At 69.0% G+C, this 26,427-nt stretch carries 25 protein-coding genes; 7 read left to right on the forward strand and 18 right to left on the reverse strand.

Going from position 1 to position 26,427, the window contains the following annotated elements; translation table 11 throughout:
• Positions 1 to 10: 10 nt before the first annotated feature.
• From ABZ877_RS31660 to ABZ877_RS31730, 15 genes are all read right to left on the reverse strand, one after another.
• Entirely contained in the window at positions 11 to 985 is a 975-nt protein-coding gene (locus ABZ877_RS31660) for a Gfo/Idh/MocA family oxidoreductase (RefSeq protein WP_361078220.1), read from the reverse strand.
• Positions 982 to 1,905: an NAD(P)-dependent oxidoreductase gene (locus tag ABZ877_RS31665; RefSeq protein WP_361078222.1), complete on the reverse strand. Its 924-nt coding sequence runs from the start codon at positions 1,903 to 1,905 to the stop codon at positions 982 to 984. The genes ABZ877_RS31660 and ABZ877_RS31665 overlap by 4 nt, the downstream gene beginning before the upstream one ends.
• Before the next feature lie 8 nt (positions 1,906 to 1,913).
• Complete coding sequence (gene rfbB, locus ABZ877_RS31670) at positions 1,914 to 2,891, reverse strand: dTDP-glucose 4,6-dehydratase (protein ID WP_361078225.1); 978 nt, start codon at positions 2,889 to 2,891, stop codon at positions 1,914 to 1,916.
• A 173-nt stretch (positions 2,892 to 3,064) separates the two neighbouring features.
• The gene (locus ABZ877_RS31675; protein WP_361078382.1) at positions 3,065 to 4,300 is read right to left on the reverse strand and encodes a class I SAM-dependent methyltransferase; all 1,236 of its coding nucleotides are present in this window, start codon (positions 4,298 to 4,300) and stop codon (positions 3,065 to 3,067) included.
• A 323-nt stretch (positions 4,301 to 4,623) separates the two neighbouring features.
• Positions 4,624 to 5,082 (reverse strand): carboxymuconolactone decarboxylase family protein, encoded by a 459-nt coding sequence (locus ABZ877_RS31680; RefSeq protein WP_361078227.1) that lies wholly within the window; start codon positions 5,080 to 5,082, stop codon positions 4,624 to 4,626.
• Positions 5,083 to 5,137: 55 nt separating this feature from the next.
• Positions 5,138 to 6,091, reverse strand: a complete 954-nt coding sequence (locus ABZ877_RS31685; RefSeq protein WP_361078230.1) for an NAD(P)-dependent oxidoreductase — start codon at positions 6,089 to 6,091, stop codon at positions 5,138 to 5,140.
• Between the two features lie 61 nt (positions 6,092 to 6,152).
• Complete coding sequence (locus tag ABZ877_RS31690) at positions 6,153 to 7,220, reverse strand: glucose-1-phosphate thymidylyltransferase (protein WP_361078233.1); 1,068 nt, start codon at positions 7,218 to 7,220, stop codon at positions 6,153 to 6,155.
• Positions 7,217 to 8,179, reverse strand: a complete 963-nt coding sequence (locus tag ABZ877_RS31695) for an alpha/beta hydrolase (RefSeq protein WP_361078236.1) — start codon at positions 8,177 to 8,179, stop codon at positions 7,217 to 7,219. The genes ABZ877_RS31690 and ABZ877_RS31695 overlap by 4 nt, the downstream gene beginning before the upstream one ends.
• A 5-nt stretch (positions 8,180 to 8,184) precedes the next feature.
• Positions 8,185 to 9,750: an acyl-CoA carboxylase subunit beta gene (locus tag ABZ877_RS31700; RefSeq protein WP_361078239.1), complete on the reverse strand. Its 1,566-nt coding sequence runs from the start codon at positions 9,748 to 9,750 to the stop codon at positions 8,185 to 8,187.
• Between the two features lie 54 nt (positions 9,751 to 9,804).
• Positions 9,805 to 10,683 carry a 4'-phosphopantetheinyl transferase superfamily protein gene (locus ABZ877_RS31705; RefSeq protein ID WP_361078241.1) on the reverse strand — a complete coding sequence of 293 codons (879 nt, stop codon included), beginning with the start codon at positions 10,681 to 10,683 and terminating at the stop codon, positions 9,805 to 9,807.
• Between the two features lie 100 nt (positions 10,684 to 10,783).
• A complete protein-coding gene (gene phzG / locus ABZ877_RS31710) occupies positions 10,784 to 11,452 on the reverse strand; it encodes a phenazine biosynthesis FMN-dependent oxidase PhzG (RefSeq protein WP_361078244.1) in 669 nt (222 codons plus the stop codon).
• A complete protein-coding gene (locus tag ABZ877_RS31715) occupies positions 11,445 to 12,281 on the reverse strand; it encodes a PhzF family phenazine biosynthesis isomerase (protein WP_361078247.1) in 837 nt (278 codons plus the stop codon). Before ABZ877_RS31715 ends, phzG begins: the two co-directional genes overlap by 8 nt.
• 15 nt (positions 12,282 to 12,296) lie before the next feature.
• Positions 12,297 to 12,587, reverse strand: coding sequence for a DUF6059 family protein (locus tag ABZ877_RS31720; protein WP_361078250.1), 291 nt, complete (start codon positions 12,585 to 12,587; stop codon positions 12,297 to 12,299).
• Between the two features lie 204 nt (positions 12,588 to 12,791).
• Positions 12,792 to 13,958: a ScyD/ScyE family protein gene (locus tag ABZ877_RS31725; RefSeq protein WP_361078253.1), complete on the reverse strand. Its 1,167-nt coding sequence runs from the start codon at positions 13,956 to 13,958 to the stop codon at positions 12,792 to 12,794.
• Positions 13,959 to 14,469: 511 nt separating this feature from the next.
• Positions 14,470 to 15,501, reverse strand: coding sequence for a ScbA/BarX family gamma-butyrolactone biosynthesis protein (locus ABZ877_RS31730; protein WP_361078255.1), 1,032 nt, complete (start codon positions 15,499 to 15,501; stop codon positions 14,470 to 14,472).
• A gap of 564 nt (positions 15,502 to 16,065) precedes the next feature.
• Here ABZ877_RS31730 and ABZ877_RS31735 point away from each other — a divergent pair.
• The 4 genes from ABZ877_RS31735 (at position 16,066) to metF (ending at position 19,704) form a co-directional block, all read left to right on the forward strand.
• On the forward strand, positions 16,066 to 16,275 hold the full coding sequence (locus ABZ877_RS31735; RefSeq protein ID WP_361078258.1) for an acyl-CoA carboxylase subunit epsilon: 210 nt from the start codon (positions 16,066 to 16,068) through the stop codon (positions 16,273 to 16,275).
• Positions 16,276 to 16,588: 313 nt separating this feature from the next.
• Positions 16,589 to 17,449 carry an AfsR/SARP family transcriptional regulator gene (locus ABZ877_RS31740; protein ID WP_361078261.1) on the forward strand — a complete coding sequence of 287 codons (861 nt, stop codon included), beginning with the start codon at positions 16,589 to 16,591 and terminating at the stop codon, positions 17,447 to 17,449.
• Positions 17,450 to 17,596: 147 nt separating this feature from the next.
• Positions 17,597 to 18,811, forward strand: a complete 1,215-nt coding sequence (metK, locus tag ABZ877_RS31745) for a methionine adenosyltransferase (RefSeq protein ID WP_361078264.1) — start codon at positions 17,597 to 17,599, stop codon at positions 18,809 to 18,811.
• Positions 18,811 to 19,704 carry a methylenetetrahydrofolate reductase [NAD(P)H] gene (metF, locus tag ABZ877_RS31750; RefSeq protein ID WP_361078267.1) on the forward strand — a complete coding sequence of 298 codons (894 nt, stop codon included), beginning with the start codon at positions 18,811 to 18,813 and terminating at the stop codon, positions 19,702 to 19,704. The genes metK and metF overlap by 1 nt, the downstream gene beginning before the upstream one ends.
• Positions 19,705 to 19,776: 72 nt before the next feature.
• Here metF and ABZ877_RS31755 read toward each other — a convergent pair whose 3' ends face one another.
• Complete coding sequence (locus ABZ877_RS31755; protein WP_361078270.1) at positions 19,777 to 20,724, reverse strand: aromatase/cyclase; 948 nt, start codon at positions 20,722 to 20,724, stop codon at positions 19,777 to 19,779.
• Between the two features lie 40 nt (positions 20,725 to 20,764).
• Positions 20,765 to 21,184, reverse strand: coding sequence for a TIGR03618 family F420-dependent PPOX class oxidoreductase (locus ABZ877_RS31760; RefSeq protein WP_361078273.1), 420 nt, complete (start codon positions 21,182 to 21,184; stop codon positions 20,765 to 20,767).
• Positions 21,185 to 21,466: 282 nt separating this feature from the next.
• Between ABZ877_RS31760 and ABZ877_RS31765 the strand changes: the two genes are divergently transcribed.
• On the forward strand, positions 21,467 to 22,957 hold the full coding sequence (locus tag ABZ877_RS31765) for an FAD-dependent monooxygenase (protein ID WP_361078276.1): 1,491 nt from the start codon (positions 21,467 to 21,469) through the stop codon (positions 22,955 to 22,957).
• A gap of 76 nt (positions 22,958 to 23,033) precedes the next feature.
• Entirely contained in the window at positions 23,034 to 24,509 is a 1,476-nt protein-coding gene (locus ABZ877_RS31770) for an FAD-dependent monooxygenase (RefSeq protein WP_361078279.1), read from the forward strand.
• Between the two features lie 59 nt (positions 24,510 to 24,568).
• Here the strand turns inward: ABZ877_RS31770 and ABZ877_RS31775 are convergent, their stop codons facing one another.
• Positions 24,569 to 25,333 (reverse strand): SDR family oxidoreductase, encoded by a 765-nt coding sequence (locus ABZ877_RS31775; protein ID WP_361078282.1) that lies wholly within the window; start codon positions 25,331 to 25,333, stop codon positions 24,569 to 24,571.
• Positions 25,334 to 25,512: 179 nt separating this feature from the next.
• Here ABZ877_RS31775 and ABZ877_RS31780 point away from each other — a divergent pair, with 179 nt between their 5' ends.
• Positions 25,513 to 26,427, forward strand: a complete 915-nt coding sequence (locus ABZ877_RS31780; RefSeq protein WP_361078285.1) for an alpha/beta hydrolase — start codon at positions 25,513 to 25,515, stop codon at positions 26,425 to 26,427.

Consider the following 26,427-nt stretch of genomic DNA (forward strand, 5'->3'; position numbering starts at 1 on the left):
ACTCTTTCGACTAGGAGACGAACGTCGTCTTTGCTTGCCGCTCGACCTGGCCGACCAGCCTGGCCAGATGGACGGTCTCGGTGTGGCCATGGCTGACCGCTCTGCCGGCGACGGCGTCGGCGAACCAGCGGACCGTGTTCGCGGCCTGGTCGTCCTCAGCCAAGATGACCTCTTCCTGACGGCCCTCCCTGGTGACGAGGACGACCGGCCGGTAGGTGGCTGGCGGGGTGAACACGCGCTCCACCGCCAGCGTTCCGTCGGTGCCCACGAACTCGTAGTCCGCTCGGTAGGCGTGTTCCATGCCGAAGTCGATGTGGGCGGGCACCCCGTCCGCGGTGTGCAGCAGCACGCTGCCGCTCAGGACGGCTCCGCGCGTCCGGTCCACGCGCAGCACCGCACCGGCGACATCGAGGTCGGGCCCGAGGAGATGCAGGGCGGCCCGCAGGGGGTACACCCCGACATCCAGGAGGGCTCCTCCGCCGACAGCTGGGAGGTAGCGGATGTCGTCCGCGGGTTTGGGCGGGATGGTGAACGCGCTGGAGAAGGAGCGCAGGGTGCCCACCGACCGGCGCAGTTCCGCGATCCTCCCCAGCTGGCTGTGGTGCGGGAACATGAAGTTCTCCACCAGCACCCGGTCCGCTGACCGCGCCAGGCCGAGCAGCCGGACGGTCGTGGCGTGATCAGCGCTCAACGGCTTCTCCGCGAGCACATGCTTGCCCGCCCGCAGAGCGCGTTCGATCCAGTCCGCGTGCAGCATCGCCGGCAGCGGTATGTACACGGCGTCGATGTCGTCCCTGGCCAGCAGCGCCTCGTAACCGGTCACCGCGGAGCAGCCGAAACGGGTGGCGAACCTCCGCGCCTTCTCCGGGTCCCTGCTCGCCACCGCGGCGACTTCGATGCCGTCCACCGCCAGGACGGCCGGCAGGGTGCGCCGCCACGCGATGTCCGCGCAGCCCAGGACCCCGAGGCTGACCGGTGTACTCATGCGGCCGCCTCTCCCGCCCGGGACCGCCGTTCGGCGGCGAGGAGGTCGGTCAATGACTCGTGCAGATGTCTGACCGGTCGCCAGCCGAGCAGGTCGCGGGCGCGGGAGATATCCAGTTGCTGCCAGGGCATCGGTTCCAGAACCGGCCGGTCGGCGAGTTCGACGATGCGCGCGGGCACCCCGGACAGCTGTATCAGCCGGTCCACGAGGTCACGGACCGCGACAGCGGCGCCGCCACCGATGTTGATTACCTGGCCGCTGACGTCCGCGGTGGGGTCGGCCGCCGCCAGGACGGCGTCGACCACATCCCGCACGTCGACGTAGTCCCGCCAGCAGGTCAGCGGGGACAGCCGCAGTTGCGTCGCGCCGGCCGTGAGCTGCCGGGCCACCATGCCGGGCAGGCTGTTGCCGCCGGCACCGGGCCCGGCCACGTTCGCCACCCGCAGGACCACACCGTTCAGCCGGTACTCCTGTGCGGCGCTCCGGACCGCCTCCGTGCTGTACCGCTTCGTCATGCCGTAGAAGGAGGCGGGCGCGGCCAGATCGTCCTCCGTGGTGGGCGCCCCGAACTCAGCCGGTCCGTACTCGTAACTGCTGCCCAGCTGGACCAGCCGCGGCCCCGACTCCGCCAGCACGTCGATCAGCCGGTCGACGAACTCCATGTGCAGAGCCCGCATGGCCGCCTCCGTGGTCCGCCACACGACGGCGGCCGCGTTGACGACGACGTCCGCGCCCGACAGGGTCCGGCGCAGCCCTTCGGTGTCACCGGCCGACAGGTCGAGGGCCGTCGACCGCACGGCGTCCGGCCACCACGGCGCGCGTGCGCCGGACCGGGACACACTGAGCACGCTGCAGCCCGCCGCGGCGAACTGCGCGCACACCCGGCTGCCGAGGACGCCGTTGCCGCCTAGCACTACCACGCGCCTGCTCACCGTTGCACACCCGATTTCTTCGGTTTCCACCAGTCCGGGTTGTCCCGGTACCAGGCGCAGGTCTCGGCGAGACCCTCGTGGAACGGGACGGCAGGTTCGTAACCGAGCTGTTCCCGGATCTTCGTCTCGTCGATGGCGTAGCGCAGGTCATGACCCGGCCGGTCCGCGACGCGCCGCACCATCGACTTGTCCGCACCGGTCAGCTCCAGGAGCATGCGGGTGATTTCGTTGTTGGTGTATGCGTTGCCGCCGCCGACGTTGTAGATCTCACCGGCCGCGCCCTTGGCCAGCACCAACTGGATGGCTCGGCAGTGGTCGTCGACGTGCAGCCACTCACGCACGTTGCGTCCGTCGCCGTACAACGGCACCGGCACACCTTCCATCAGGTTGGTGATGAACAGCGGGATCAATTTCTCGATGTCCTGGTGGGGCCCGTAGTTGTTGGAGCAACGCGTGATCGACACATCGAACCCGTGTGTGCGTACGAAGGACCGGACGATCAGGTCGGAGGCCGCCTTGGAGGCGGCATACGGGGAATTCGGCAGCAGCGGCGCGGTCTCCGGACTCGTGCCGTGCTCGACGGAGCCGTACACCTCGTCGGTCGACACATGCACCATCCGCTCCACACCTGCTCTGTGGCACGCGGCGAGCACGGTGTGTGTGCCGTCGACATTGGTGCGGACGAAGTCGCTCGCGTCGTCGATGGAGCGGTCCACATGAGACTCGGCGGCGAAGTGCACCACTGCGTCATGGCCGGGCAGGAGGTCGAGCAGCAGTGGCAGATCGCAGATGTCCCCGCGCACAAAGGTGAGCCGGGGGTGGGCAGCGGGCAGGTTCGCCACATTGCTGCCGTGGCCGAGCTTGTCGAGGACGGTGACGCGGCAGTCCTCCCAACCGGGATATCCACCGGCAAGCATGGTGCGCACGTAATGGGAGCCGATGAATCCGGCGGCTCCGGTGACGAGTAGCTTCACTTGAGGCGCCTCCCAGCGGTCGCCGATGGCGCGATGTCGAATATGAGTCTCATGGGAACCGCAGTCGGTCCTCTCGCTGTTCCTGGCGTTTTACGGAAACGACGTCAAGGGGCGTGGCGAACGCGGAATTGCGGTGCACCGGCGCCGGGTGGGGGTGCCCGGCGCCGGTGGTCTCAGATAAGCGTGAGCGGTGCGGGCAGAGGGAAAGCGAGCTTTCCGCCGGCAGCGAGGAAGTCCTTCTCACGTTCGATGTAACCGTCCCGGTAGACCCAGGGCAGAACGAGGAGTTGATCGGGCTTCTGGGCCAGAGCGTCCTCTTCGGAGACGATGGGAACGTACGTACCGGGTGTGAACCGGCCGGCCTTCTCCGGGCTGACCTCACCGATGCACGGGAGGTCGCTCTCGTCGATGCCGCAGTACTGCAGGATCACGTTGCCCTTGGTGGACGCGCCGTACCCCAGGGTCAGCTTGCCCGCTGCCCGGGAATCGGACAGGAAGCCACGGAGCTCCGCACGGTGCTCGCGTACCCGGGCGGCGAAGGCCTCGAAGGGGGCCGCGGTGTCCAGTCCCAGCGCCTCCTCCTGCTCGCGCAGCCGCTCGATCGCCGCTTCGTCGATCTTGTGGCGGGTGGGCGTCTTGGCCAGGGTCAGACACAGGCTGCCGCCGTAGACGTCCGTGACGTCGGCGCGGATGACGGTCAGACCCGCGCGCTCGGCCATCCACTCGATGGGACGCAGCGCATAGTACTCAAGGTGCTCGTGACAGGCGACGTCATAGGCCGTGGCGGCCAGCATGGACGGCAGGTAGCTCATCTCGAGCATCCACACGCCGTCGTCGTCCAGGACGTCGTGCACGTCCCTCATGAACGCCAGCGGGTCGGGGAGGTCGTAGAACATCGCGATGGAGGTGATGATCTTCGCCTTGCGGTCGCCGTAGCGGGCGCCGAACGCCTCCTTCGAGAAGAAGTCGGCGATCAGATCGATGTGCTTCGGGTAGCGCGGACGCCACTTCTCCCCCGTGGGGTCGATGCCCACCAGGGCGGGCCCGTCGGCCGGGTAATGGCGCAGGAGTGTCGAATCGTTGCTCCCAATGTCCAGAACGAGGTCGGTCGGCTCCAGATCGACGAGCCCCGTCACCGCCTCCACCTTGCTCCTGAGGTGGTTCACCATGAACGGCCGGATACCGGACCGGTAACCGTAGCTGTCGCCGTACATCAGGGACGGGTCGACCGTGTGCCGCAACTGGACCAGGCCGCAGCCCTCGGGCGAGCAGCGGACGAGTTCCAAGGGCTCCACCGGAACTTTCTCCTCGCGAGAGCGGGGGAAAATGCCGGTCAAAGCCTGCGAACCGAGGTCGAGCACGGGAAGCAGAGAACGGTTACCGCACGCGCGGCACTCAGCGATCGCCATTCGGATCTCCAACCGAGGAAGAAACTTCGTTGGTGTGCATGAAGTCGCCTGCATCGTCGACGAACGAGCCGCACGTGATTGACGGCCAATGGACGCATACATAGCGCGAGCAGAAAGAACCCGGCAACAGCGAGAATCGATGCACCGGCTTCCGGAACACCGAAAAAGCATGTCAGAGAAGTGCCGGGCGGCCCAAGTGTTCAACCGCGGAAACGCCGTCGTTGAGCACCCCGGCAACGACAGATGGGCCCGTCAGGAGATCGATGATCTCGAGACGAGCCCATTCACCACCGGGTGGTCGGCTGATGAGTGCCGGGGTGGAGTCAGCCCCAGGTCTGGCCGGCCGGCTCCTTGATGGTGCGGTTGATGCGGTTGAAGAAGTTGGTCATGGCGATCTCCAGGTTGATCGCGCCGATCTGCTCCTCCGTGAAGTGGGCGTTGACCTCGTCCCAGATCTCGTCGGTCACACCCTCGGCGCCGTCCTGGAGCCGGGTGGCACCTTCGGCCAGGGCCAGCGCGGCACGCTCGGCGTCAGTGTAGAAAGGCGCCTCACGCCACGCCGACACGTTGTGCAGGCGCTCGTCGGTGTCACCTGCCTTCTTGCCACCGGCGACGCTGGCGTAGATGCACGCCGAGCAGCTGTTGATCTGGCTGACCCGCAGGTGGACGAGCGAGAGCAGCTTCGGGTCGACACCGCCGGCGGCGATCGCCTTCTGCAGGTGCTGGATCGCGGTCCACACGTCGGCGTTGTTGGCGCTCTTGTTCTTGAGTCGGTTCTCCATGACGGTGCTCTCCTTCATCATCGGATCAAGTGGCGGGGTCCGTTGCCCGTCACCCCTATGACGGAGCAGCTGCCGGGAAGGTAACAACCTCTGTGGCGCCCGTCTCCGGACCCGGTCGGCGATGCCCTTCCCCGCTGCGCCGGACGGATTCGAGCAGATCGCGCAGTGACGCGTCGAGTGTGCGCGATGGACACCACGCGAGCAGCCGCCTGGCCGTGGTGATGTCCGTCCGCTGCCATTCGGCGCCCACACGGGCGCCGTCCGGCCGCTGGTCCTCCACCAGCCGTACGGCCACCCCACTGAGGTCGACCAGTCTCCGGACGAGCAGTCTGACCGAAACGGCCTGCCCCCGGCCGACCTCGATGATCCGGCCCCGCACCGCGTCCCGTGGCGCGACCGCCGCGGCCAGGGCCGCATCGGCCACGTCACGCACATCGACGAAGTCGCGGTGCGCCGTCAAGGGGGCCAGTCTCAACTCCCGTGAACCTGGCCCGGGTTCGTCTTGACGGGCCAGTTCGCCGGCCACTTTGCCCAGCAGGCTGCGCGACGGGGCCCCTGGGCCGCAGGCGTTGGCCAGCCGTAGAGTCACGGCGTCCAGGCCGTCGCGGGAGGCGGCGAGCACCCGTTTGGTGCCCCGCAGTTTGGTCCGTCCGTAGATGCCGGCTGACGCAGGACCGTACTCGTGCACCGTGCCGAGGTGGACGAGCCGCACCGGCGTCGCGTGCTCTGCCAGTGCGGTGACGAGCCGGTGCACGAAGGTGTCGTTCAGCTCGCGCATACGTTGCTCGTCCGCCTGCCACACGGTGCCCGCGGCGTTGACCAGGATGTCGGGCCGGTGCGCCGCCAGGAAGTCGGTCAGATCACCCACCGTGGCGGCGGCCAGGTCGACGTGGGCCGTGGCTCCCCGGACGGTCCGCGACGCGGACCGCGAAACGCCCAGCACGTCATGGCCCGCGGCCGTGCACGCGTCGACGACATGCCGCCCCACGAAGCCCGTGGCGCCGAGCACGACGACACGACGGCCGCTCACTGCCGTGCCGTCGTGCCACTGAGGCCGGTGATCGTGCCGCTCATGCGGCGACCTCGATCCTGGTGTGGTCCCCGACGACCAGCCGGTGGTGCGACGAGGGCGCGGCCGCCGGACCGACACAAGAGTTCCGGCCGATGAGAGAACCGTGCAGGCCCCGTACGTCTGTGACTTGCGCGCCCTCGAGTGCTATGGAGGAGTCCATGTAGGTCCGCCGCAGGACGCAGTTGTCGCCGATGGAGGTATTCGGGCCTACGTGGCTGTGCTCGACCGTGGTGCCGGCGCCCACGATGACAGGTCCGACGATGCGAGACGCCACGACGCGAGCGCCCTTCTCGACGACGACCGGACCGACCAGTTCGCTGGCGGCGTCCACCTCGCCCTCGACGGAGGAAACCAGCCCTTCCAACAGTTTGTTGTTGCACTCCAGGACATCGTCGACCTTGCCGGTGTCCTTCCAGTAGCCGCCGTATACGCTGGCGGACACCTGCACGCCCTCGGTCACCAGCCATTGGATGGCGTCGGTGATCTCCAGCTCGCCGCGGGCGCTCGGGCTGATCGCGGCGACCGCCTCGTGGATCGCCGGAGTGAAGAAGTAGACGCCGATGAGGGCCAGATCGCTCCGCGGCTCCCTGGGCTTCTCGACCAGTCGCTCGATGCGGCCCTCGGGGTCGAGCTCGGCCACGCCGAAGGACCGGGGATCGGCGACCTTGTGCACGACGACCTGGGCCGCGGGGCGGTGATCGAGGAAGTCCTGCGCGATGTCCGTGACCCCGTCCGGCAGCATGTTGTCGCCCAGGTACATGACGAAGTCGTCGTCGCCCAGGAACTCCCGCGCCAGCACCACACAGTGCGCCAGACCGCGGGGTTCTTCCTGGTGTATGTAGGTGACGTCGAGCCCCAGCCGGGAGCCGTCACCGATCGCAGCGACAATCTGCGCGGAACGGTCGCCGACGATGACGCCGACCTCGGTTATCCCGAGGTCACGCACGCCGTTGAGGACGTGCTCGAGCACCGGCCGGTTGGCTATCGGAATCAGTTGCTTGGGCATGGAATGACTGAAGGGACGCAGCCGTGTGCCTGCTCCGCCCGACAACACCAGTGCCTTCATGACACGTTCCCCTTTCGCGTGGATGCTTCAGGACCCTTGCTGACGATCAAATGACGACGAGCGGAGACGGCGGGCGCCGCGTCACGGGCGAGCAGGCACTCCTCGAGGAAGGCCAGGACCCGCAGGTGATAAGTGCGTGCCGCCCAGCCGAGGCTGATGTTGTGCCCGGCGTCTGCGAGCCGGTCGACACTGGCCTTCGCGGCCTTCAACGGGCGGAGCAGTTCGGCGACGGCCGCGTCGTCGTGCAGCCACCACCGCTCCTGCTCGGCGAAGGTGAACCTGACCGGAACCTCGATGCGGGCGGCCAGCCGCGGATAGGCCCGGGGCCAGTCCACCGCCTCCTCGGCCTCCGCCGCGGGAACCGGCGCGATCAGTTCGCGGCCGAAGCGGAAGGCGTCCGGCGGGTACAGCCGCAGCGCGCCCCAGTGCCGCCGCCAGTCGCCGTGCCCGGCCGGGCCGGGCAGTTCGTCGGCGGTCACCGCCGGCCGGGTACCGAGCCCGGAGACGTCCGCACCGATGATCCGTGAGGCGGGAGCGTCTGCGGCAAGCGTCAGGGCCAGCTTCGCGCCGTTCGAGTGGCCGACGACGAAGAACCCGGCACCGGTCTCCTGCGAGCTGGCGAAGAAGGCCAGCGCGGAACGCAGGAGCCGGGCCTGTCCGGCCAGCGTCACCCCGCGCGGGAAGCGGTCGGCCGATGCTCCGTAACCGGGCCGGTCGACGGCAAGGACGGTGTAACCGAGCTGCGCCCCGAGCGTCAGCAGGGACAGGCCCGCGCGTGCCCGGCTGTCGAAGTAACCGGCCCGCATCCCGCCGCCGTGGACGGCGACGACCACGGCGTGGGGAGCGGCGTGCGGCGGTTGGGCGAGCAGGCCGGACAGGCGCGCGTCACCCGCGTCGAGGACGACGGGTGTGGCCCGGACGGTGCCGGGGGCGGCGGAGGCCACGGGCGGGTGACTCATGGCCGTCACTGCGGCGCGTTCCCGTGCTTGCGGGAGGGCAGCTCGGCGTGTTTCGTGCGGAGCATGGCCAGCGACCGGATCAGCACCGCGCGTGTCTCACGCGGGTCGATGACGTCGTCCAGGAGGCCGCGCTCGGCCGCGTAGTACGGATGCATCAACTCTTCCCGGTACTCCTTGATGCGCTTCGCGCGGACCTCCTCGGGGTCGTCGGCCGCATTGATCTCACGCCGGAACACCACGTTGGCCGCGCCCTCGGCGCCCATCACCGCGATCTCGTTGATCGGCCAGGCGAGGGCCAGGTCGGCTCCGATGGAGCGGGAGTCCATGACGATGTAGGCCCCGCCGTACGCCTTGCGCAGCACCAGTGAGATCCGGGGCACGGTCGCGTTGCAGTAGGCGAAGAGCAGCTTCGCCCCCCGGCGGATGATGCCGTTGTGCTCCTGGTCCACCCCCGGCAGAAAACCGGGGACATCGACCAGGGTGACCAGGGGGATGTTGAAGGCGTCACAGAACTGCACGAACCTGGCGCCCTTCTCGGACGCCTCTATGTCGAGGACGCCCGCGAGACTGGCCGGCTGATTGGCCACGACACCCACCACTTGGCCGTCGAGCCGGGTCAGCGCGCAGACGATGTTCGTCGCCCACGCCGGGTGGATCTCGAAGTACTCACCGTCGTCGACGATCTCCTGGATCACCTTGCGGACGTCGTACGCCTGACCCTGCTCGACCGGGATCAGGTCGAGCAGACGGTCGTTGGGCCGGTCCACGGGGTCATCGGTCGGTACGACGGGGGCCTGCTCCCGATTGTTCGCGGGCAACAGCGACAAGAGGTAGCGCACCTCCTCCAGGCAGTGCTCCTCGTCGTCGTAGGCGAAGTGGGCCACGCCCGAGCTGCCCGCGTGCACATCCGCCCCGCCCAGCGCGTTGTGGGTGATCTCCTCACCGGTCACGGCTCTGACGACGTCCGGCCCGGTGATGAACATCTGCGCGGTGTCGCGCACCATGAAGACGAAGTCGGTGAGGGCGGGCGAGTAGGCGGCGCCACCCGCGCAGGGACCCAGCATGACCGAGATCTGCGGGATGACCCCGGACACACGTGTGTTGCGCCGGAAGATGCCGCCGTAGCCGGCCAGTGCGGAGACACCTTCCTGGATGCGGGCCCCCGCGCCGTCGTTCAGCGACACCAGCGGCGCCCCGGCCGCCTCGGCGAGATCCATGATCTTGTGGATCTTCTCGGCATGAGCCTCGCCGAGCGCACCGCCGAAGACCCGGAAGTCATGGGCGTAGACGAAGACGGTCCGGCCGTCCACTGTCCCCCAGCCGGTGACGACGCCGTCCCCGTCGGGCCGCCTGGCCTCGAGTCCGAAGCCCGTCGCCCGGTGTTTGCGCAGCGGTTCCACCTCGTTGAAGGAGCCCTTGTCGAAGAGCAGCTCTATCCGCTCGTGCGCGGTGAGCTTGCCCTTGCCGTGCTGGCGCTCGGTCGCCGCGGTGTCAGGGCCCTCCGCAGCGTTTCGTCTGCGGGTTCTCAACTCGTCGATGCGGTGGTGCAGAGTGCCGGTGGTGTGGGGCATGCGGTCCTCCTCGGGCGGGCGGGCGAACGGCGAGCGTGCTGGTGTGACGACCGGTTACCGGGCCACATGCGTGCTGGAGAGCATCGGGAGGGACCACAGAGCCAGCGGAGTGGTGGTGCGGCTCGCCACCGCGAGGGGGAGCCGGACGCCTGCGGGCGCAGTCTCCGTGCGCCATGCGTCGGAGGCGTCGAGCCAGTTCGCCGGTATGCAGCGCACCCCCGCCTCGGTGGGGCCGGAGCGCGGAACCACCACAGCGGCGACGTAGTCGGTGAAGCAGGGGATGCTGTGCACCGCCCAGTCCGAGGGCTGCTCGGCTCCGCAGACCCCCAGGTAGTCTCGGGCTGTCCCGCGGCTGAGGCCCACGCCGAGCGCCTTCAGATGTGCTTCCTTGCGCGTCCACAACCAGCCGAAGACGGCACGTCGGTCCGCCGTCGGCACCGCGGCCAGCTCCGCGCGTTCGCTCGGGTGCAGGGCGGTTTCGCAGGTGTCGACGGTGTCCTCGCGCGGCAGCCGCTCCACGTCCACACCGACCGGCACGGAGGCGAAACCCAGCAGGGCCACGCCGGAACTGTGCGAGAGCGAGAAGTGCAGCGGCACCGGTGAACCGGCCAGGGCGGGGCGGCCGTGCGATGCGCCGCAGCCGGGGCACGGCTCGCGCGTGAACCGCACCTTCCCGGGCGCCTGACCGGTGTAGCGGCTGAGCAGGCGGCGCAGCCCCACGTGCGCGGTGGCGTAGAGCAAACCGTCCGAACGCCTGCGGAAACCGTCGGTCCGGGCTCGTTCCGCCTCATCGAGATCGGACAGGTCCAGATCCAGATCCGCCTGTGCGCTGTCCTCGGGGCTGCGGATGAGCCACAGGTCGAGCTGGCCCGGTGTCATCGCCGACCCCGGCAGCGCCAACGGCCTTGTCGGCGTCGTCGGCCTCGTTGCCATGGTGGTCTCCAAGTTTCTCAGGGAGTGGGAAGAGGACGGCGGCGGTGCGCACCGCTTGCAGGTCCCGCGACGGGCCGTGGCGCGACCATGGTGCGACGGCTCACGGCTGCAGCCTGCTCGTCCGCCAGCCGCCGACGGTGCGCTCGTAGCGCAGGCGCTCGTGCAGCCGGTCGGTGCCGTTCGACCAGAACTCGACCGAGGCGGGGACGAGCCGGTAGGCCGCGAACCGCTCGGGACGGGGCAGAGCCCTCGGCGGGGATCCCAACGCCCGCGCCCGATCCCGCAGTTCGGCAACGGCGGCCGGATCGCCGAGCGGTCCGCTCTGGTGGGAGGCGGTGCTCATGGCGTGGGTGAACACCGGCCGTTCGTGCCACCGGGCCTCCGCCTGGTCGTCCGGCAACCGGTGCACCGGACCGGCCACGGTGATCTGCTGGCTCGTCTCCCTCCAGTACAGGACGCCCGAGGCCCAGGGGTTCCCGGCCAGCTCGCGCCCCTTCCTGCTGGAGGCGTGGGTGACGAAGTCGAGGCCGTCCGGCGTCGCCGGGCCGAGCACCACGATGCGTGACGAGGTGCGGCCCCGCGCATCGGCGGTTGCGAGAGCCAGCGCACGCGGTTCACGGACGCCGAGGGCCGCTGCGCGCTCGAGCCACGTCGCGAGCAGCGCCATCGGCTGGGCGGGCGGATCGGCGTACTCGGGGAAGGGCACGGTCCTGGTACCGGTGAGCGATTCCGAGGCCCGGGAAGCGCGCGGCGTGAGCGGATCAGACATGCAGCACCCCCTCGGCGGCCACGACGCCGTGGCCCGCGACCTCGACGGAGTCGACCCGGTCGCCCTGTCCGTGGACGAGGGCCTCCATGAGAGAGGGGCGGCCGATCTCCGTGCCCTGGACGATGCTGACGGGGCGGCCGTACGGGCTCAGGCCGTGCCGCGCCAGGTGGATGGCGACAGGGCCGGCGGCGGATCCGGTCGCCGCGTCCTCCACCACGCCGTACGCGGGTGAGAACATGCGGTTGTGCCAGGTGCTGCCCTGCCCGGCGATGCAATTGACGGCGAGGTCGAGGAAGCGGGACAGCGCCCGATGGTCCGGATCCAGCTTCGAGAGAGCCGCCACGCTGTCGAGACCCACCAGCACGTGCCGCGGGCCGTTCACATAGATCTCGACGGGCAGTGACGCCGCGGCGACACCCAGCGCCCGGAGCAGTTCGGCGGTGCGGTCGAACGGGCTCCACGTGGGCACCGGCTGGCGCATCCGGATCCGCAGGTCGCCCTGTTCGGCTTCTTCGAAGGTGAAGGGAATGACTCCCTTGGCGGTCTCGAGCCGTAGGCGGTCCGCGCCGGTGCGGGTACCCAGGGCCACCGCGGTGCCAAGCAACGGGTGCCCGGCGAAGGGGAGTTCATTGACAGGGGTGAAGATCCGCACACGAGCGTCACCACCCTCGCGGGGGCGCAGCACGAACGTGGTCTCCGACAGGTTCATCTCCCGTGCGATGCGCTGCATCTGAGGACCGCTCAGGTCGTCGCCGTGGAGGAACACGGCGACCGGGTTGCCGTTCAGGGGGTGTCTGGAGAACGCGTCGACGACAACATAGGTGTGCATACGCTCCCTCACTGTTCACAGCTCGCGGGCCAGCCGCTGCTCCGTCTCGGACAGGGGTAGGTCCGCGCGTACGCGCTCGGGGTGACCGGGCGGCAGACTGCACGGGGCTCCTGCCACCAGCTGCAGCCCGCCCGGTGCGTACCGGGCGAACGGGTCATGTGTGCCGGTCGCCGCCGCAAACTGAGAGACCGCGTAGTAGTACACGACCGGGCCCGTGTAGACGGCGCCCATACACACCAGGGACCGCCATACCGAGCGCAGGCCCCGCAGCAGCCACGGCCGCACGCGTCCCTCGGATCGAATCATGCTCGCCTCTTTCGCCGTACCGGACAACGGTGCGGTGCACAGGCTGCCAAGGTCTGCTTGTGTTCCGGTCGAGAGCGCTGCTCGCCCATTGACGCCCCGCACTTCTTCCTGACACACGTGTGCCGGCCCACGCCCGCATTGCTGCGGTTGTGGACCGGCACAGGTGTCATGTCGCGGGCGTGTCGTGCGGGCCCGCCCGGCGGGTCAGAGAGCGCGGAACTTCAGCAGTTCGCCCTCGCTCGACAGGGAGTTGTTGGTGATGTAGATGTCACCGCGACGGGTGACGTCCAGGCCCGTGGGCATGGTCAGCGGAGTGTCGCTCTTGATCGGGGTGAGGGCTCCGGTACGTCTGTCGATCCGGTTCAGGGCACCGGTCGGAGTACCCGGCGCGTTGCCCGTGGAGTACGACAGGGCGATCAGGTCGCCGTTCGGGGCCACGGCGAGGTCGATGACGGAGGACAGACCGTCGGCGAAGACGGTCGGCTCGCTGCCCGCCACGTAGCGCCAGAGCCGGCCGAGACCGTTGTGGGCCCCGCTCAGGTCGGAGATGTAGAAGGCTCCGTCGCGGCCGCGCACGATGCCGGTCGGCACCGCCTCGGCCTTGCTTCCCTCGGCGGTCGTCCCGGCCGCGGCACCCGCGGAGGTCGCAGGCAGCACGTTGTTCGGGAGGACCACCTCGGTCTCCGTCGTGCCGTCGGGGTGGACACGGATCACATCGTTGGCAGCGGCATCGGTGACCAGGAAGTCCTTGCCGTCCCTGACGAACCGTTGCGGGTTGGACGCCGGCAGGGTGTTGCCGAGGACCGCGTCAGGGTCGTGCTCCGCCTCGTGCGCGGCCAGGTCACCGAGCACCTTGCCATTGACGATGCTGAGGGTGGCGAGCGGTCCGCTGCCCGCGCCGAGGTCCGTGCGGGTGCTCGGCAGGCCGATGAGACCGTAGACCCCCCGGTAGGAACCGTTGCCCGCGGCCTCGACCTGGTTCAGCCCGTAGACGCTGCTCGGGCCGCCGTACGGGGCGAGTTCCTGGGAGGGCAGACCGGTGACGACGCGGCCCTTCTTGCGGCCTGCCACCTTGTAGATGGACCCGGTCAGACCGAAGCAGCGTACCGGCGGGCCGGGCCGGGTCTGGCACGCCGTTCCCGAGCCGCTGCCCGACTCCGCGACCAGGACCGAACCGTCGCGCTGCACCGTCAGGTCCCTGGGGTTGTGCAGCCCCGTCGCCACGACGACGGGGGTGGACGCGACCCCGGCGCGGTGCCGGTGCGAGGCGGCGGAGTCCGCGGCCGAGCTCGGTATCGAGGACGCTGAGAGTCCGACCGTGATCGCTGTCGTCAGGAAGGCACCGGCCCAGGGCTTGATTGTTCTTGACATGCTTCTCCTCGAATTGACATGCCCTCATGCCCGAGGGCGCTTTAGACCGGCGTCACCATAGACGCCGAAAGACGGGTCCGTCCTCCCCTCGGATTCACCTGTACGGGGGCCGCGTCGAGGAAAGCGCGGTGCCGGGAAACCAGGACCCGCCAGCGCCGTCAGGTGATAGTGGGTGATGCCACGGAGAATCGGCGCGGTCGTCGGCGCCCTGGTCTCCAGTGCATATGCAGCGACTCTTTAGTGGTTTTCCAGTGCCAGGCCGGAAAACATTCGGGCATGCAAGGAAACACGGGCACACAGCCGTTGCTGTCCTTACACGTTTCACTCCTGGCGGGACCACACAGTGAACCCGCGGTTCGCCGGCCCGATTGCGCGCGAGAGGCACCGGAAAATGCCTGTCGCTCCGAAGGCGCGGGGCTCGGGCGGACCTCACGCACGGCGTGAGCGGACGCGCCCGGTGCGCGAACGCGGAAGGAGGCGATCGTGCACCGGGCGCGGCATTAGGGGACGGTCAACCGACGGCCACCGGGGCGACGTGCGGGGTCGGCGGCCGCAGCAGCACGTCTTTCAGGTCCTCCGCGCGCAGCCGCGCACTGCGTACCCGAGGTCCGGAGAGCTGGGTGCGGAACACCTGCTCACCGAATTGGCGGCCGATGACCTGGACGGTCGCCATGCCGGGATGCCGGGCGGGCAGTTGCTCGGCCTCGATCAGGCACTCCTCGCTGAACTCGGCGTACCGCTGGAAGGTGTTGACCGTCGACATGGGAAGCACGGAGGATCCCGGGCCGAGCAGAGCACAGGCGGCTTGACGTGAGGCCTCGAGCAGAACCATCCCGGGCATGTGATCACCCGCGTGGTCGAACATGACGGGGTGCTCGGGATCCGGGTTGAGCCGCCAGACGCCGGGACGGTCCGTCGCGGCCAGCACCAGATCCATGGGCAGAGTACGGCCGTAGTCCTCGGGGTTCTCACTGGTGGGGCGGTAGTCGATCGAGTTGCTGAGGGCGGTGCCGCGCAGCCTGCGGTAGGCGGCGGGGGAGACGCATGTGAAGTGTCCGCCGCCCGTGGCCACGACGTGGCCGTCGCGGCGGATGGTGATGTCGACGCCGAGGACGGTGTCGCGCCGCTCCCTGGTGAAGGTCGTCTCGATCTTCAGATCGCTGGGTGCCTGTCTTATCCCAAGGTGTTCGGGGTGGGTGGTGGCGGAGATGTCCCGCATCACGAATTGATGGCCCAGCGGGATTCCGAACTCGGAGTGAGCGAGAAATATTCCGATTTGCCGAACCGTCTCGACAGCCTGCAAGTGATCATGACTTCGGCCGTCCATGCTGGTGAAGAACGTATGGGCCCGTGGCCACTGGCCGGTGAGCATGAACGTACTTTCGTCGACCTTCTCGCAGCTGGTGAGGAACACCTCCGCGAGCGATGCACGGTGCACGTATTCCTTGGGCACGGTAGTCGTGAGTCTGGGAAGTTCGATGGGCTCAGGGGGCGCGTCGATGCCCCGAACTTCTTTTGTCAGAGACGCTGCCGCACTGCTCATGACCGTTCCCCCCGGGAAGTGTTTGGAAGCGTGCGCCGTAAGATACAGACTCACCGGTTTCATTTTCAAGGTGATCGGTCGGTTCCGTTTAGGGAAAGGCGAGGGCGTGACGCACTGTAGCCGCAATGCGAGGTGCCCCCTTGCTCGCGAGGCGCAGAATCCAATTGCTGTCAAGGGGCAGTAGCCGCAGATAGGAACCGCTTCGGGAAGATCCAATGGTGCCCGTCCGGTACAGGTCGTCCGGCCGGTCGATTTTCTCGCATCCGGCGACCACCTGTGACGACCCTCTCTTCGCCGGGCCGCACGGATGCGGGGCTCGGGACCCTCGAGAAGCCGCCCCTGCGGGCGCGCTCGTTCCAAACCGCCCGCGCTGTTCTCGGGCGCCCCCCCTGACCTCCGTTTGCCGCACATGCAGCTGGCGGTCCGATGCGTTTGGGTCAACCGCGGAGCCCCGACGTCGCGCCTGGCATGAGGGCCAGGGGGTGCGGCCCGGCTTCCGGGCGTCGTTGAGCCGCGGTCGAGCACCCACGCGGACGATTGTCGGGTCGGACGGAGAGGAGCGCCATGGAAGACACCGGACGCAAGGGCACGTGGTTGAGGATCGAGCGCGGGCACGCGACGGAAGAGGAGTTGGCCGCCGTCACCGTCACACTCCTCTCCCTGGCCGCCGGGCGGGGCGAATCGCATGCGGAAGGCGTTGCCGGCCGGTCCACGGCCTCCTGGGGCCGCCGTGAGTGGGTACCCCCGTATCGATCGCCATCCAGCTGGCGATGACGCTGTGCGGTGCGTGGACTTGACCTGCGGACGGTAGAAGGAAACGGTCTGTGCTCCTTGTTTTCGTTCCGGAGAGGATGTTGCGCCGCTAGGAACGACTGTGGGTCTCTTCATGGTTAGTGCGATATATAACTTTTTGTCCTTGCGCAAGGCAGGCGCATGGGCCGGGCCTGAGCGTGCTTGGAGGTGAGTGGTGCAGCAGTAGAAACCAGCTGTCCGGTTTGGTATTGACAGGTGGTCCTGGATCCCATTGAATCTGTTGGCGGTAGAGGTCGCCCCGCGAGCGGCACCGTCCAGGTTCAGGGGAGAAGCTGTGGACATCGAAGTGCTCGGCGCGTTGTCGGTACGGGAGAACGGGGCCCAGATCACGCCGACGGCCCCCAAGCCCCGGCAGGTGCTGGCTCTGCTGGCGTTGCACGCCGACCAAGTGGTGCCTGTCTCCGCCTTGATGGAGGAGCTCTGGGGCGCCAACCCACCCCGCACCGCGCGCACCACGCTGCAGACGTACATCCTTCAGTTGCGCGAACTGATCACCGCGGCTCGTGAGAGAAGCGGGGTACAAGGGCTGGGGGGAGGGAAGTGGCGTGCCGCGAAGGACGTGCTGATGACGATGCCCGGCGGGTACCTGCTGTCGAGCGGCGACGGACGCAGCGACGTGCGGATGTTCGACCATCTGGCAGGGCTCGGCTACCGGGCCATGGACGCGGGTGACTTCGCCGGAGCGGCGCGGCAGTTGCGCGAGGCCCTCACCCTGTGGTCGGGAGCCGCCTTCGCCGACGTCCAGGCGGGGGCCCAGCTCGAGATGGAGATCAAGCGTCTGCACGAGAGCCGGCTGTGCGCCTTGGAACGGCGCATCGAGGCCGAACTCCACCTTGGCAGACACCGAGAGGCGCTGGCCGAGCTGACCGTTCTGGTGAACCGGTACCGCACGCACGAGAGCCTGCACGCTCAGTTCATGCTCGCGCTGTACCGCTCGGGACGGCGCAGCGAAGCCCTGGACGTCTACCGACGGCTGCGCGCCACCCTCGTGCGGGACCTCGGCCTGGAGCCGACCGCTGGGCTGCGTCGACTGCAGCAGTACATCCTCGCGGCCGATGACGATCCCGCGGGCGAGTCGCCGTTCGCCGCACTGTCCGTCCACGCGGCCAAGGAGCGACTCGCACCCACGGGCTGACCGGCGTCCGTCGGCCCGGACCGCACGTGTGGGCGGGAAGGACGACCGTCGCCGGGCGGGGCTTCCAGCCGCGCTCGAGGCGGGCCAGGGCGGCGAACGCTTTGCTGGAGCGGACCGCGTGCCCACCCACCACCGTGCTGGAGTGCCATGCCCCGCTCACTGTTCACCTCGGAGTCCGTGACAGAAGGCCACCCCGACAAGATCGCCGACCAGATCAGCGACACGATCCTGGACGCCCTGCTGAGCCAGGACCGTACCGCCCGAGTCGCGGTGGAGACCCTGATCACCACCGGTCAGGTGCATGTGGCCGGTGAGGTGACGACCACGGCGTACGCACCGATCGCGCAGCTCGTGCGCGACAAGATCATCGAGATCGGCTACGACTCGTCGGCGAAGGGTTTCGACGGAGCCTCTTGCGGTGTGTCGATATCGATCGGCGCACAGTCCCCCGACATCGCGCAAGGCGTCGACGTGGCGTACGAGAGGCGGACGGACAGCCCGGCACCCGACGGCCTCGACCAGCAGGGCGCCGGCGACCAGGGCCTGATGTTCGGCTATGCGAGCGATGAGACACCGGAACTGATGCCGCTGCCGATCACGCTCGCACACCGCTTGTCGCGTCGGCTGGCGGACGTCCGCAAGGACGGCACCGTCCCCTACCTGCGCCCCGACGGCAAGACGCAGGTCACCGTCGAGTACGACGGTGACAGAGCGGTCCGCCTCGACACCGTGGTGGTGTCGTCCCAGCACGCCGGCGACATCGACCTCGAGACACAGCTGACGCCCGACATCCGCAGGCATGTCGTCGAACACGTACTGCGGCAACTGGCCGACGACGGTATCAAGCTGGACACGGCGGACCACCGCTTGCTGGTGAACCCGACGGGCCGGTTCGAGATCGGCGGTCCGATGGGCGACGCGGGCCTCACCGGCCGCAAGATCATCATCGACACGTACGGGGGCTACGCCCGCCACGGCGGCGGCGCCTTCTCCGGCAAGGACCCGTCCAAGGTGGACCGCTCGGCCGCGTACGCGATGCGCTGGGTCGCCAAGAACGTCGTCGCCGCCGGCCTGGCGGCGCGCTGCGAGGTCCAGGTCGCCTACGCCATAGGCAAGGCCGAACCGGTCGGCCTGTTCGTGGAGACTTTCGGGACGCACACCGTCGACGAGGACGCGATCTCACGCGCCGTCACCGAGGTCTTCGACCTCCGCCCGGCAGCCATCATCCGCGATCTCGACCTGCTCCGCCCGATCTACGCCCGGACCGCCTCCTACGGCCACTTCGGCCGTGAACTGGCGGACTTCACCTGGGAGCGCACGGACCGCGCCGATGCCCTGCGCAAGGCGGCGAAGGCGGACTGATGGCTCCCGTGACGTTCTCCTTCGAGTTTTTCCCGCCGAAGACGGCCGCGGGCGAACGCGTCCTGTGGCAGGCCATCAGGCGCGTCGAACCGTTCGCCCCGGACTTCGTGTCCGTCACCTATGGCGCGGGTGGGTCCTCGCGCGAACGCACCGTCGACGTGACCCGCCGGATCGCCGCCGAGACGACCCTGCGCCCGGTCGCCCATCTCACCGCGGTCGGTCACAGCGTGGCGGAACTGCGGCGTGTCATCGGCCAGTATGCCGACGCGGGGATCAGGGACGTCCTGGTGCTGCGGGGCGATCCGCCCGGTGACCCCAGCGCACCCTGGGTCCCGCATCCGGAGGGCCTCTCCCACGCACACGAACTGGTGTCACTGGTACGGACGCTGGGTGACTTCCGGATCGGGGTCGCGGCGTTCCCCGAACGGCACCCGCGCTCAACGGACTGGGACAGCGACATCCGGCACTTCGTCGCCAAGTGCCGGGCGGGCGCCGACTACGCGATCACCCAGATGTTCTTCGACGTGTCGGACTACGTGCGGCTGCGCGACCGGGTGGTGGCCGCCGGCTGCGACATCCCGATCATTCCGGAGATCATGCCGGCCACCGACGTCCGGCAGCTCACGCGGTTCGCCGAGCTCTCCGGTGCGGCTTTTCCCGACGAACTGGCCCGCCGTCTGGACGCGGCCCGTGACGACCCGGCCGAGGGCCACCGGATCGGGGTGCAGCACGCCACCGCCATGGCCGAACGGCTGCTGGCCGAGGGGGCTCCCGGCCTGCACTACATCACCCTCAACAAGTCCACAGCCGCCTTGGACATCCACCGCAACGTACTGGGCACGAGGCGCGCCCCGCGCGCCCTCACGAACCGCTGTCCGCAGGTCGTCGGCTGAACCCGGGACGACGCACCGGGCCGCCGGCCGCCGGGGATCCGCCCGACGGCCGGCGGCCCGGATGCGTCGTGGTCAGCGCCGGCTCTCGGCGTACGCCTTCGCGAGGCGCAGCGTCGCCGTGCTGTTCGTGCTCAACGCCGTCCGGACGTAGTCACGGGCCCGTGCCACATCGGCGTCCGGCCCGAGAACCCCGGCGATGTTGTCCGTGTTGAGCACCACGGTGTGCTGCGAGGACGCGGCCGTTCCGCCGTCGTCGTCCCTGAACGTCCAGACGCCCGTGTGCAGAGTCATCAGGGCGGGCAGGGTGAACTGCCGGTAGGCGATCCTGTGGTGCGGGAACGTCACCCGGTGCGAGACGGTCGTGTGCGTCGAGCCGTCCGCGGACCTCGTGTCCATCTCCAGCGTCTGCAGTCCCGAAGGGTCCTCGGCCAGGCGCACTCGTGCCACGTGAGGCAGCCGCTCCTGCCACCGGTCCGCGTCGTGGATGAAGTCGTAGACGTCCTCGGCCGCCCCGTCGATGTGCACGGTGTCGGTGAAGGAGAAGGTGAGTGTCGTCGCGGCGTGGGCGGACTCCAGCCGGGGCCCGAGCGAGGCGAGTTCCGTGCGCGACCGCTCATGCGCCCGGGCGAGGGCGCCCGCCCTCTCCGCCGGACCGGCGGTGGGGCAGGTACGCAGCACACGCACCGTGGACTCGGTCGCGGACCTCGGCTCGATGCTCCAGGCACCCTGTACCGTCCCCGGCAGGCCGGGCTCCTCCTCCTGGAACTCGATGCGCAGTCCGTACGGGTCGAACACCCGGGTCGTCGTCCAGGTCTTCACCTTGCCGTCCATGGTCTCCCAGACACGGATGCGTTCCCCGCGGCTCAGCGGTTCGACCTGGTCGACGTGGACGACCGAGGGGAAGATCCTCGGCCAGTTCGCCACCTTGGCGAGCAGCCGGTAGACGGCGGTGGCCGGGGCCGAGACCACGATCTCGTGCTCGACCGCTGTGCTGGTGGAAGTGGCGGGAGAGGCAGGCATGGTCGTTGCTCCTGACATCGGGTCCGGTGGTGACGGCGGTTCAGACGTTGCGGGCCATGACGACGTCGACCGCGATCTCGATGACCGCAGCGCCAGGCGGGTTCAGCCACTCCTTCTTGTAGCGCTCGGCATAGCGGCGTGCTCCGTCCGCCAGCCGGTCGGGGTCGTCATGGACAGTGCCGGTGCCCTCGAGGGTGACCCACGAGGAGATGTTGTCGCGCTGGCACAGGGCGACCCGGCTGCCGGGCGCCGCGAGCAGGTTTCTGGCCTTCTTCGACCGACCGCCCGTCATGACTCGAGCGAGGCGCGCTTCGCTGTCCCAGGTGAAGCTCACCGGCACCGCGTGGGGGGTGCCGTTGGGGCGCAAGGTGACGAGAACGGCCTGGCCGGGTTCGGTGAGGAAGTCCTCGATTTCGGCCGAGAGGGGCCAGGACTGCGTGTCCCTATGACCCTCCGGCATTTGGCCGACTATGGGTTTGCTTCGATTGCTGACTGCCACTGGGGAATTTCTCCTTCGCGATATCGGACCCGGCGGCAGCGCCGCCGATAAACGCGGGACCGCAAACTGCCGGCTGTCGATGGAGCGAGCCAACGCTACAACAGCACGACGGGTGTTCAACTGCGCACAAGAAATGTTCAACCGGGATCAGTACCCGGTTGAACACGCGGATGTTCGGTTATCGTTCCTGCCAAACACAGCCCCATCGCCCCGCATCAGGTTTTCCGTACGAGGAGTTGGAAAGTGACCAAGGACGCGATTGTCGTCGGCGCCGGGCCGGTCGGGCTGATGCTCGCAGGTGAACTACGGCTCGGTGGCGCAGACGTGGCCGTGTACGAGAAGCTGCCGGCGCCCAGCGGCGAGTCTCGGGGCGTGGGGTTCACCCGCCGGGCGGCCGAGGTGTTCGATCAGCGGCGACTGCTCGACCGATTCGGCGACGTCGAGTGGGCCCAAGGCCATTTCGGCGGGGTCCGTATCGATTTCGGGAAACTCGAGGACAATCACTTCAGCGTCCGGGGAATTCCGCAGTTCCAGACCGAGGAGATTCTGGAGTCCTGGTTGCGGGAACTGGGCGTCACTGTGCACCGGAACCACGAGATCACCGGATTCCGTCAGGACGCGGACGACGTCACCGTGCGGTTCGCCGGCCCCGACGGCACCGGCGAGGAGACCGCGCGCTACCTGGTGGGTTGCGACGGTGCCCGCAGCATGGTCCGGAACCTGGCCGGGATCGACTTCCCCGGATGGGGTGCCACTCGCGGGATGTACATGGCCGACCTGGTGGGCAGCGGGGTGCGGCCGAGGCCCATCGGCGAACGCGTCGAGGGCGGCATGGTGATGGCCTTCGATCTGCAGAACGGTGTGGACCGGATCGTCATCCACGACGAAAACCTGCGCCCCCACGAGGACCGCAGCACGCTGCGCTTCACCGACATCGCGGATGCCTGGCAGCGTATGACCGGCGAATCCATCCACCGGGCCGAGGTCCGCTGGATCAGCTCGTTCACCGACACCACCCGGCAGGCTTCCGCGTACCGCGCCGGTCGCGTGTTCCTGGCCGGGGATGCCGCACACATCCACATGCCGGCCGGGGCCCAGGGCATGAGCGTCGGAGTGCAGGATGCGGTGAACCTCGGCTGGAAGCTCGCCGCCGACATCGCGGGCTGGGCCCCTGAGGGGCTGCTGGACACGTACCACAGCGAGCGGCACCCGGTGGGCCGCATGCTGATGCGCAACACCCGCGCCCAGACGCGGTTGTACCTCAGCGGCGAGGAGATGGAGCCGCTGCGTGCGGTGATGGGCGAACTGGTACGCATCCCGGAGGTGGCGCGCCACCTGGCCGGCATCGTCAGCGGCCTCGACGTCCGCTACGACATGGGCGCCGCGACCCACCCGATGGCCGGGCTGCGGCTCTCGCCCGACCTGGTGCTGCGACGCGCCGGGGGCGGCCGGGTGCGCGTCGCCGAACTCCTGCACGAGGGCAGGCCCGTGCTGGTCGTCGGTGGGGCCGGCGCCGCACGTGAGGAGATGCTGCGCTCCGCGGACGGCTGGAAGGACCGTGTGGACCCGGTCGTCGGGACCTGGGAGGACGAGGTCGGCGGCATGACGCCCCCGCCGGCGGTCCTGCTGCGGCCGGACGGCTACATCGCCTGGGCCGCGCCGGGTGACGACAGCCTGACCGAGTCGCTCGAGCGCTGGTTCGGCCGGCCTAGTGCGGCCGTCCGGGCCGCCTGACCCCGCCCATCGCGGTCCCGGTCCGGCGAGGCCCGGCCGCGGCAAGTGCCCCCAGATATCTGACAGGAGCGTGTGTATGTCCCAGGGTGTGATCATTGTCGGCGCCGGGCCGGTCGGACTGATGCTCGCCGGTGAACTGCGGCTGGCGGGCGTGGATGTCGTCGTCTACGACAGGCTGCCCGCCCCCACCGGTGAGTCCCGAGGGCTGGGCTTCACCGGACGGACCGCCGAGATACTCGACCAGCGTGGCCTGCTCGCCCGGCTCGGCGAGTTCACATGGGGCAGGCAGGGTCACTTCGGCGGAGTACGGATCGATTTCGGCAAGCTGGCCGAGAACCACTTCGGCGTCATGGGGCTGCCCCAATCACGTACCGAGGAGCTGCTGAGGACGTGGTGCACCGGGCTCGGCGCCACCGTCCGCCACGGCTTCGAGGTGACCGGCTTCACCGAGACCGACGACCGGGTCGTGATCGACTACGAGGGACCCGACGGCCGGGGCCAGGACTCGGCGGCATACCTCGTGGGTTGTGACGGCTCCCGCTCCACCGTGCGCGCCCTCGCCGGCATCGGCTTCCCCGGGCTCGCCGCCACCCGCGGCATGTACCTCGCCGATGTCGTCGGGGCCGGTCTTCGGATGCGACCCATCGGCGAACGGGTCCCCGGCGGCGGCATGGTGCTGTCCGTCACTCTGGAGCCGGGCGTCGACCGGATCGTCATCCATGAGCCGGGCATTCGCCCCGGTCACGGTGTCGGTGACCTCACGTTCACCGAGGTCGCCGATGCCTGGCAACGCATGACGGGCGAGTCCATCCACCACGCTTCCGCCCGCTGGATGACTGCCCTCACCAACGCCACGGGCCAGGCCGCCCAGTACCGGCGTGGACGTGTCCTGGTCGTCGGGGACGCGGCCCACGACCACGCCCCGCTCGGAGCCCAGGGACTGAGCGTCGGGCTGCAGGACGCCGTGAACCTCGGCTGGAAGCTCGCCGCCACCGTGCATGGCTGGGCCCCCGACGGTCTGCTGGACAGCTACCACGACGAACGGCACCCCGTCGGCGAGGAGCTGATCCGCAACACCCTCGCCCAGTCGCTGCTCTACCTCAGCGGCGAGGAGATGGAGCCGCTGCGCGAGGTGTTGCGCGAGCTCGTCGAGATCCCTGAAGCAGCGCGCCACCTCGCCGGCCAGGTCAGCGGCCTAGACGTCCGCTATGACGTGGAGGGCGGCGATCACCCGCTGGCGGGGCGGCGCCTCGACCCGGCGCTGGAGCTGACGGGAGCGGACGGCAGCCGCACCCGGGTGGCCGAGCTGCTGCATCCCGCGCGCGGTGTCCTCATCGCCACCGGGGCGGGGGAGACCGGAGCGGAGGCTGTTGAGCTGGTCCGTGGCTGGGCCGACCGGGTCGATCTGTTCACCGGCTCCTGGGGTCAGGCCGAGGCGGGCGGGGCACCGGAGGCGGTGCTGTTGCGCCCGGACGGTCATGTGGCCTGGGTCGGTCCGGGGGAGGGCAAACTCCGCACCGCCCTGGAACGGTGGTTCGGTACCCCGGCGTGAACCGGGCGAACGGGCCGGGGCCGCAACGACCAACGCCGTTGCGGCCCCGGCCCGTTCCCTCATCCGAGGAGCGAGCCACCGGTGGCGTCGATGACGCTGCCCGTGATCCACCGGGCATCGTCGGAGGCGATGAACGCCACGACGTCGGCGATGTCCTCGACCTGCCCGACCCGGTTGAACGCCGAGAGGCCGGCCATACGCTCCACGACGGCCGGCTGGGAGAAGACCGGGCTCCCGTTGTCGGTACGGCCCGGAGCGACGCTGTTCACCGTGATGCCGCGGCCGGCGACGTGGCGGGCCAGATGCAGGGTCAACTGGTCGACGGCGCTCTTGGACAGCGCATAGGCGATCATGTCCGGTTGCGCACTACGGGTGATCCCGGAGGAGATGTTCACGATCCGGCCACCGGACGGCATGAGTTCCAGCGCGCGTTGGGCGATGAGGAAGGGAGCCCGCGCGTTCACCGTGAGGTACCGGTCGAGCAGCTCGGGGGTGACATCCTCCGGCAGCGTGGGACGCCCGCCGTACGCCGCATTGTTGACGAGGATGTGCAAGGTGGCCGAGCCGGTGTGCTGCCGGAGCTCCTCCTCCAGCGCCGTGAAGAGCTCCGCTATCCGCCCGGCCTCCGAGACATCACCCCCCACCGTGAACGCCTGCCCGCCCTCCTCGTTGATCTGCGCGACCGTCTCCTTGGCCCCCGCCTCACCGGACGCGTAATGCACGGCCACGAGCGCGCCGTCCCGCGCGAGCCGGCGTGCGATGCCGCGTCCGATGCCCCGGCTTGCTCCGGTGACCAGTGCTGTTCTGCCTGCGAGTCTTTGCATGGAAATTCCCTTCGAAAGTGATGGAAAGGCAATTCGCGGCACTTACCGGCGCCTCAGCATGACAATGACCGGTGAACGCGTCGAGTGTGTACGGGTGTTCAAGTGCGCCCGCGTTAGCGGTCGAGCGGTGCCACCATGAGACCCGTTCGAAAGAATGCGACACAAAGTGGGTGGTGAATATGTCGGTACAATCCTCGCGGCCCGTCGACGTGCCTGACGACGCGGAACTGGCCTCGTCCTTGGGCGGTGATTTCCGCAGTGAGCACGCCGAGGTGAACGGCGTGCGGTTGCACTATGTGGTGGGCGGCAGCGGAGATCCCGTGGTTCTGCTGCACGGCTGGCCGGAGACGTGGTGGGCCTACCGGAAGATCATGCCGCAGCTCGCCGAGCACTACCGGGTCATCGCCGTGGACCACCGGGGCATAGGAATTCCCGACGAGCTGAAACCCTCCGACGGGTTCTCCAAGAAGAACATGGCGCGCGACGTGCATGAACTCATCCGTGCGCTGGGGTATGGCAGCGCGCACATCGTGGGACACGACATGGGGGCGATGGTCGGCTTCAGCTTCGCCGCGAACCACCCCGAGGCGACCCGGAGTCTGGTGCTGCTCGACGTGGTCCACCCCGACGAGACGTACTACAGCAGGCCGATGCTGCGCCGTCCGAACACCGGTTTCAACATGTGGTGGATGGCTTTCAACCAGGTGCGCGACCTGCCGGAGCAGCTTCTCGCCGGCCGAGGCTGGTACCTGATCGACTGGCTGTACAGCAACTCTCTCAGGGACCAGGGGGCGGTCACGCCCTTCGACCGCGCCGTGTACGCGCGAGCCTATGACACGCCGGAGGGCATCCGAGCGACCAACGGCTACTACCAGGCGTACCACCAGGACATCGAGGACCTGAAGGGGTACGGCAAGGTGACGACGCCCGTACTGGCCCTCGCGGCGCCCACGCAGTTCGACCAGGTCAAGGAGCAGCTGTCGGGCATCGCGACGGATGTGCGCATGGTGCGCGTCGACAACTCCCTGCACTGGCTCGCCGAGGACGACCCGGATCTGGTCGGCCGCGAGCTGCTCGCCTTCCTGGCCCGGTGA

The organism is Streptomyces sp. NPDC046939 (assembly GCF_040644575.1).
Taxonomy (GTDB): Bacteria; Actinomycetota; Actinomycetes; order Streptomycetales; family Streptomycetaceae; genus Streptomyces.

What these genes read in the sequence shown, in the direction of transcription:
- ABZ877_RS31660 (WP_361078220.1), bottom strand. Translation starts at nt 985, where the DNA reads ATGAGTACACCGGTCAGCCTCGGGGTCCTGGGCTGCGCGGACATCGCG.
- ABZ877_RS31675 (WP_361078382.1), bottom strand. Translation starts at nt 4,300, where the DNA reads ATGGCGATCGCTGAGTGCCGCGCGTGCGGTAACCGTTCTCTGCTTCCC.
- ABZ877_RS31680 (WP_361078227.1), bottom strand. Translation starts at nt 5,082, where the DNA reads ATGGAGAACCGACTCAAGAACAAGAGCGCCAACAACGCCGACGTGTGG.
- ABZ877_RS31690 (WP_361078233.1), bottom strand. Translation starts at nt 7,220, where the DNA reads ATGAAGGCACTGGTGTTGTCGGGCGGAGCAGGCACACGGCTGCGTCCC.
- ABZ877_RS31695 (WP_361078236.1), bottom strand. Translation starts at nt 8,179, where the DNA reads ATGAGTCACCCGCCCGTGGCCTCCGCCGCCCCCGGCACCGTCCGGGCC.
- ABZ877_RS31700 (WP_361078239.1), bottom strand. Translation starts at nt 9,750, where the DNA reads ATGCCCCACACCACCGGCACTCTGCACCACCGCATCGACGAGTTGAGA.
- ABZ877_RS31705 (WP_361078241.1), bottom strand. Translation starts at nt 10,683, where the DNA reads ATGGCAACGAGGCCGACGACGCCGACAAGGCCGTTGGCGCTGCCGGGG.
- phzG (WP_361078244.1), bottom strand. Translation starts at nt 11,452, where the DNA reads ATGTCTGATCCGCTCACGCCGCGCGCTTCCCGGGCCTCGGAATCGCTC.
- ABZ877_RS31715 (WP_361078247.1), bottom strand. Translation starts at nt 12,281, where the DNA reads ATGCACACCTATGTTGTCGTCGACGCGTTCTCCAGACACCCCCTGAAC.
- ABZ877_RS31720 (WP_361078250.1), bottom strand. Translation starts at nt 12,587, where the DNA reads ATGATTCGATCCGAGGGACGCGTGCGGCCGTGGCTGCTGCGGGGCCTG.
- ABZ877_RS31725 (WP_361078253.1), bottom strand. Translation starts at nt 13,958, where the DNA reads ATGTCAAGAACAATCAAGCCCTGGGCCGGTGCCTTCCTGACGACAGCG.
- ABZ877_RS31730 (WP_361078255.1), bottom strand. Translation starts at nt 15,501, where the DNA reads ATGAGCAGTGCGGCAGCGTCTCTGACAAAAGAAGTTCGGGGCATCGAC.
- ABZ877_RS31735 (WP_361078258.1), top strand. Translation starts at nt 16,066, where the DNA reads ATGGAAGACACCGGACGCAAGGGCACGTGGTTGAGGATCGAGCGCGGG.
- metK (WP_361078264.1), top strand. Translation starts at nt 17,597, where the DNA reads ATGCCCCGCTCACTGTTCACCTCGGAGTCCGTGACAGAAGGCCACCCC.
- metF (WP_361078267.1), top strand. Translation starts at nt 18,811, where the DNA reads ATGGCTCCCGTGACGTTCTCCTTCGAGTTTTTCCCGCCGAAGACGGCC.
- ABZ877_RS31755 (WP_361078270.1), bottom strand. Translation starts at nt 20,724, where the DNA reads ATGCCTGCCTCTCCCGCCACTTCCACCAGCACAGCGGTCGAGCACGAG.
- ABZ877_RS31760 (WP_361078273.1), bottom strand. Translation starts at nt 21,184, where the DNA reads ATGCCGGAGGGTCATAGGGACACGCAGTCCTGGCCCCTCTCGGCCGAA.
- ABZ877_RS31770 (WP_361078279.1), top strand. Translation starts at nt 23,034, where the DNA reads ATGTCCCAGGGTGTGATCATTGTCGGCGCCGGGCCGGTCGGACTGATG.
- ABZ877_RS31775 (WP_361078282.1), bottom strand. Translation starts at nt 25,333, where the DNA reads ATGCAAAGACTCGCAGGCAGAACAGCACTGGTCACCGGAGCAAGCCGG.
- ABZ877_RS31780 (WP_361078285.1), top strand. Translation starts at nt 25,513, where the DNA reads ATGTCGGTACAATCCTCGCGGCCCGTCGACGTGCCTGACGACGCGGAA.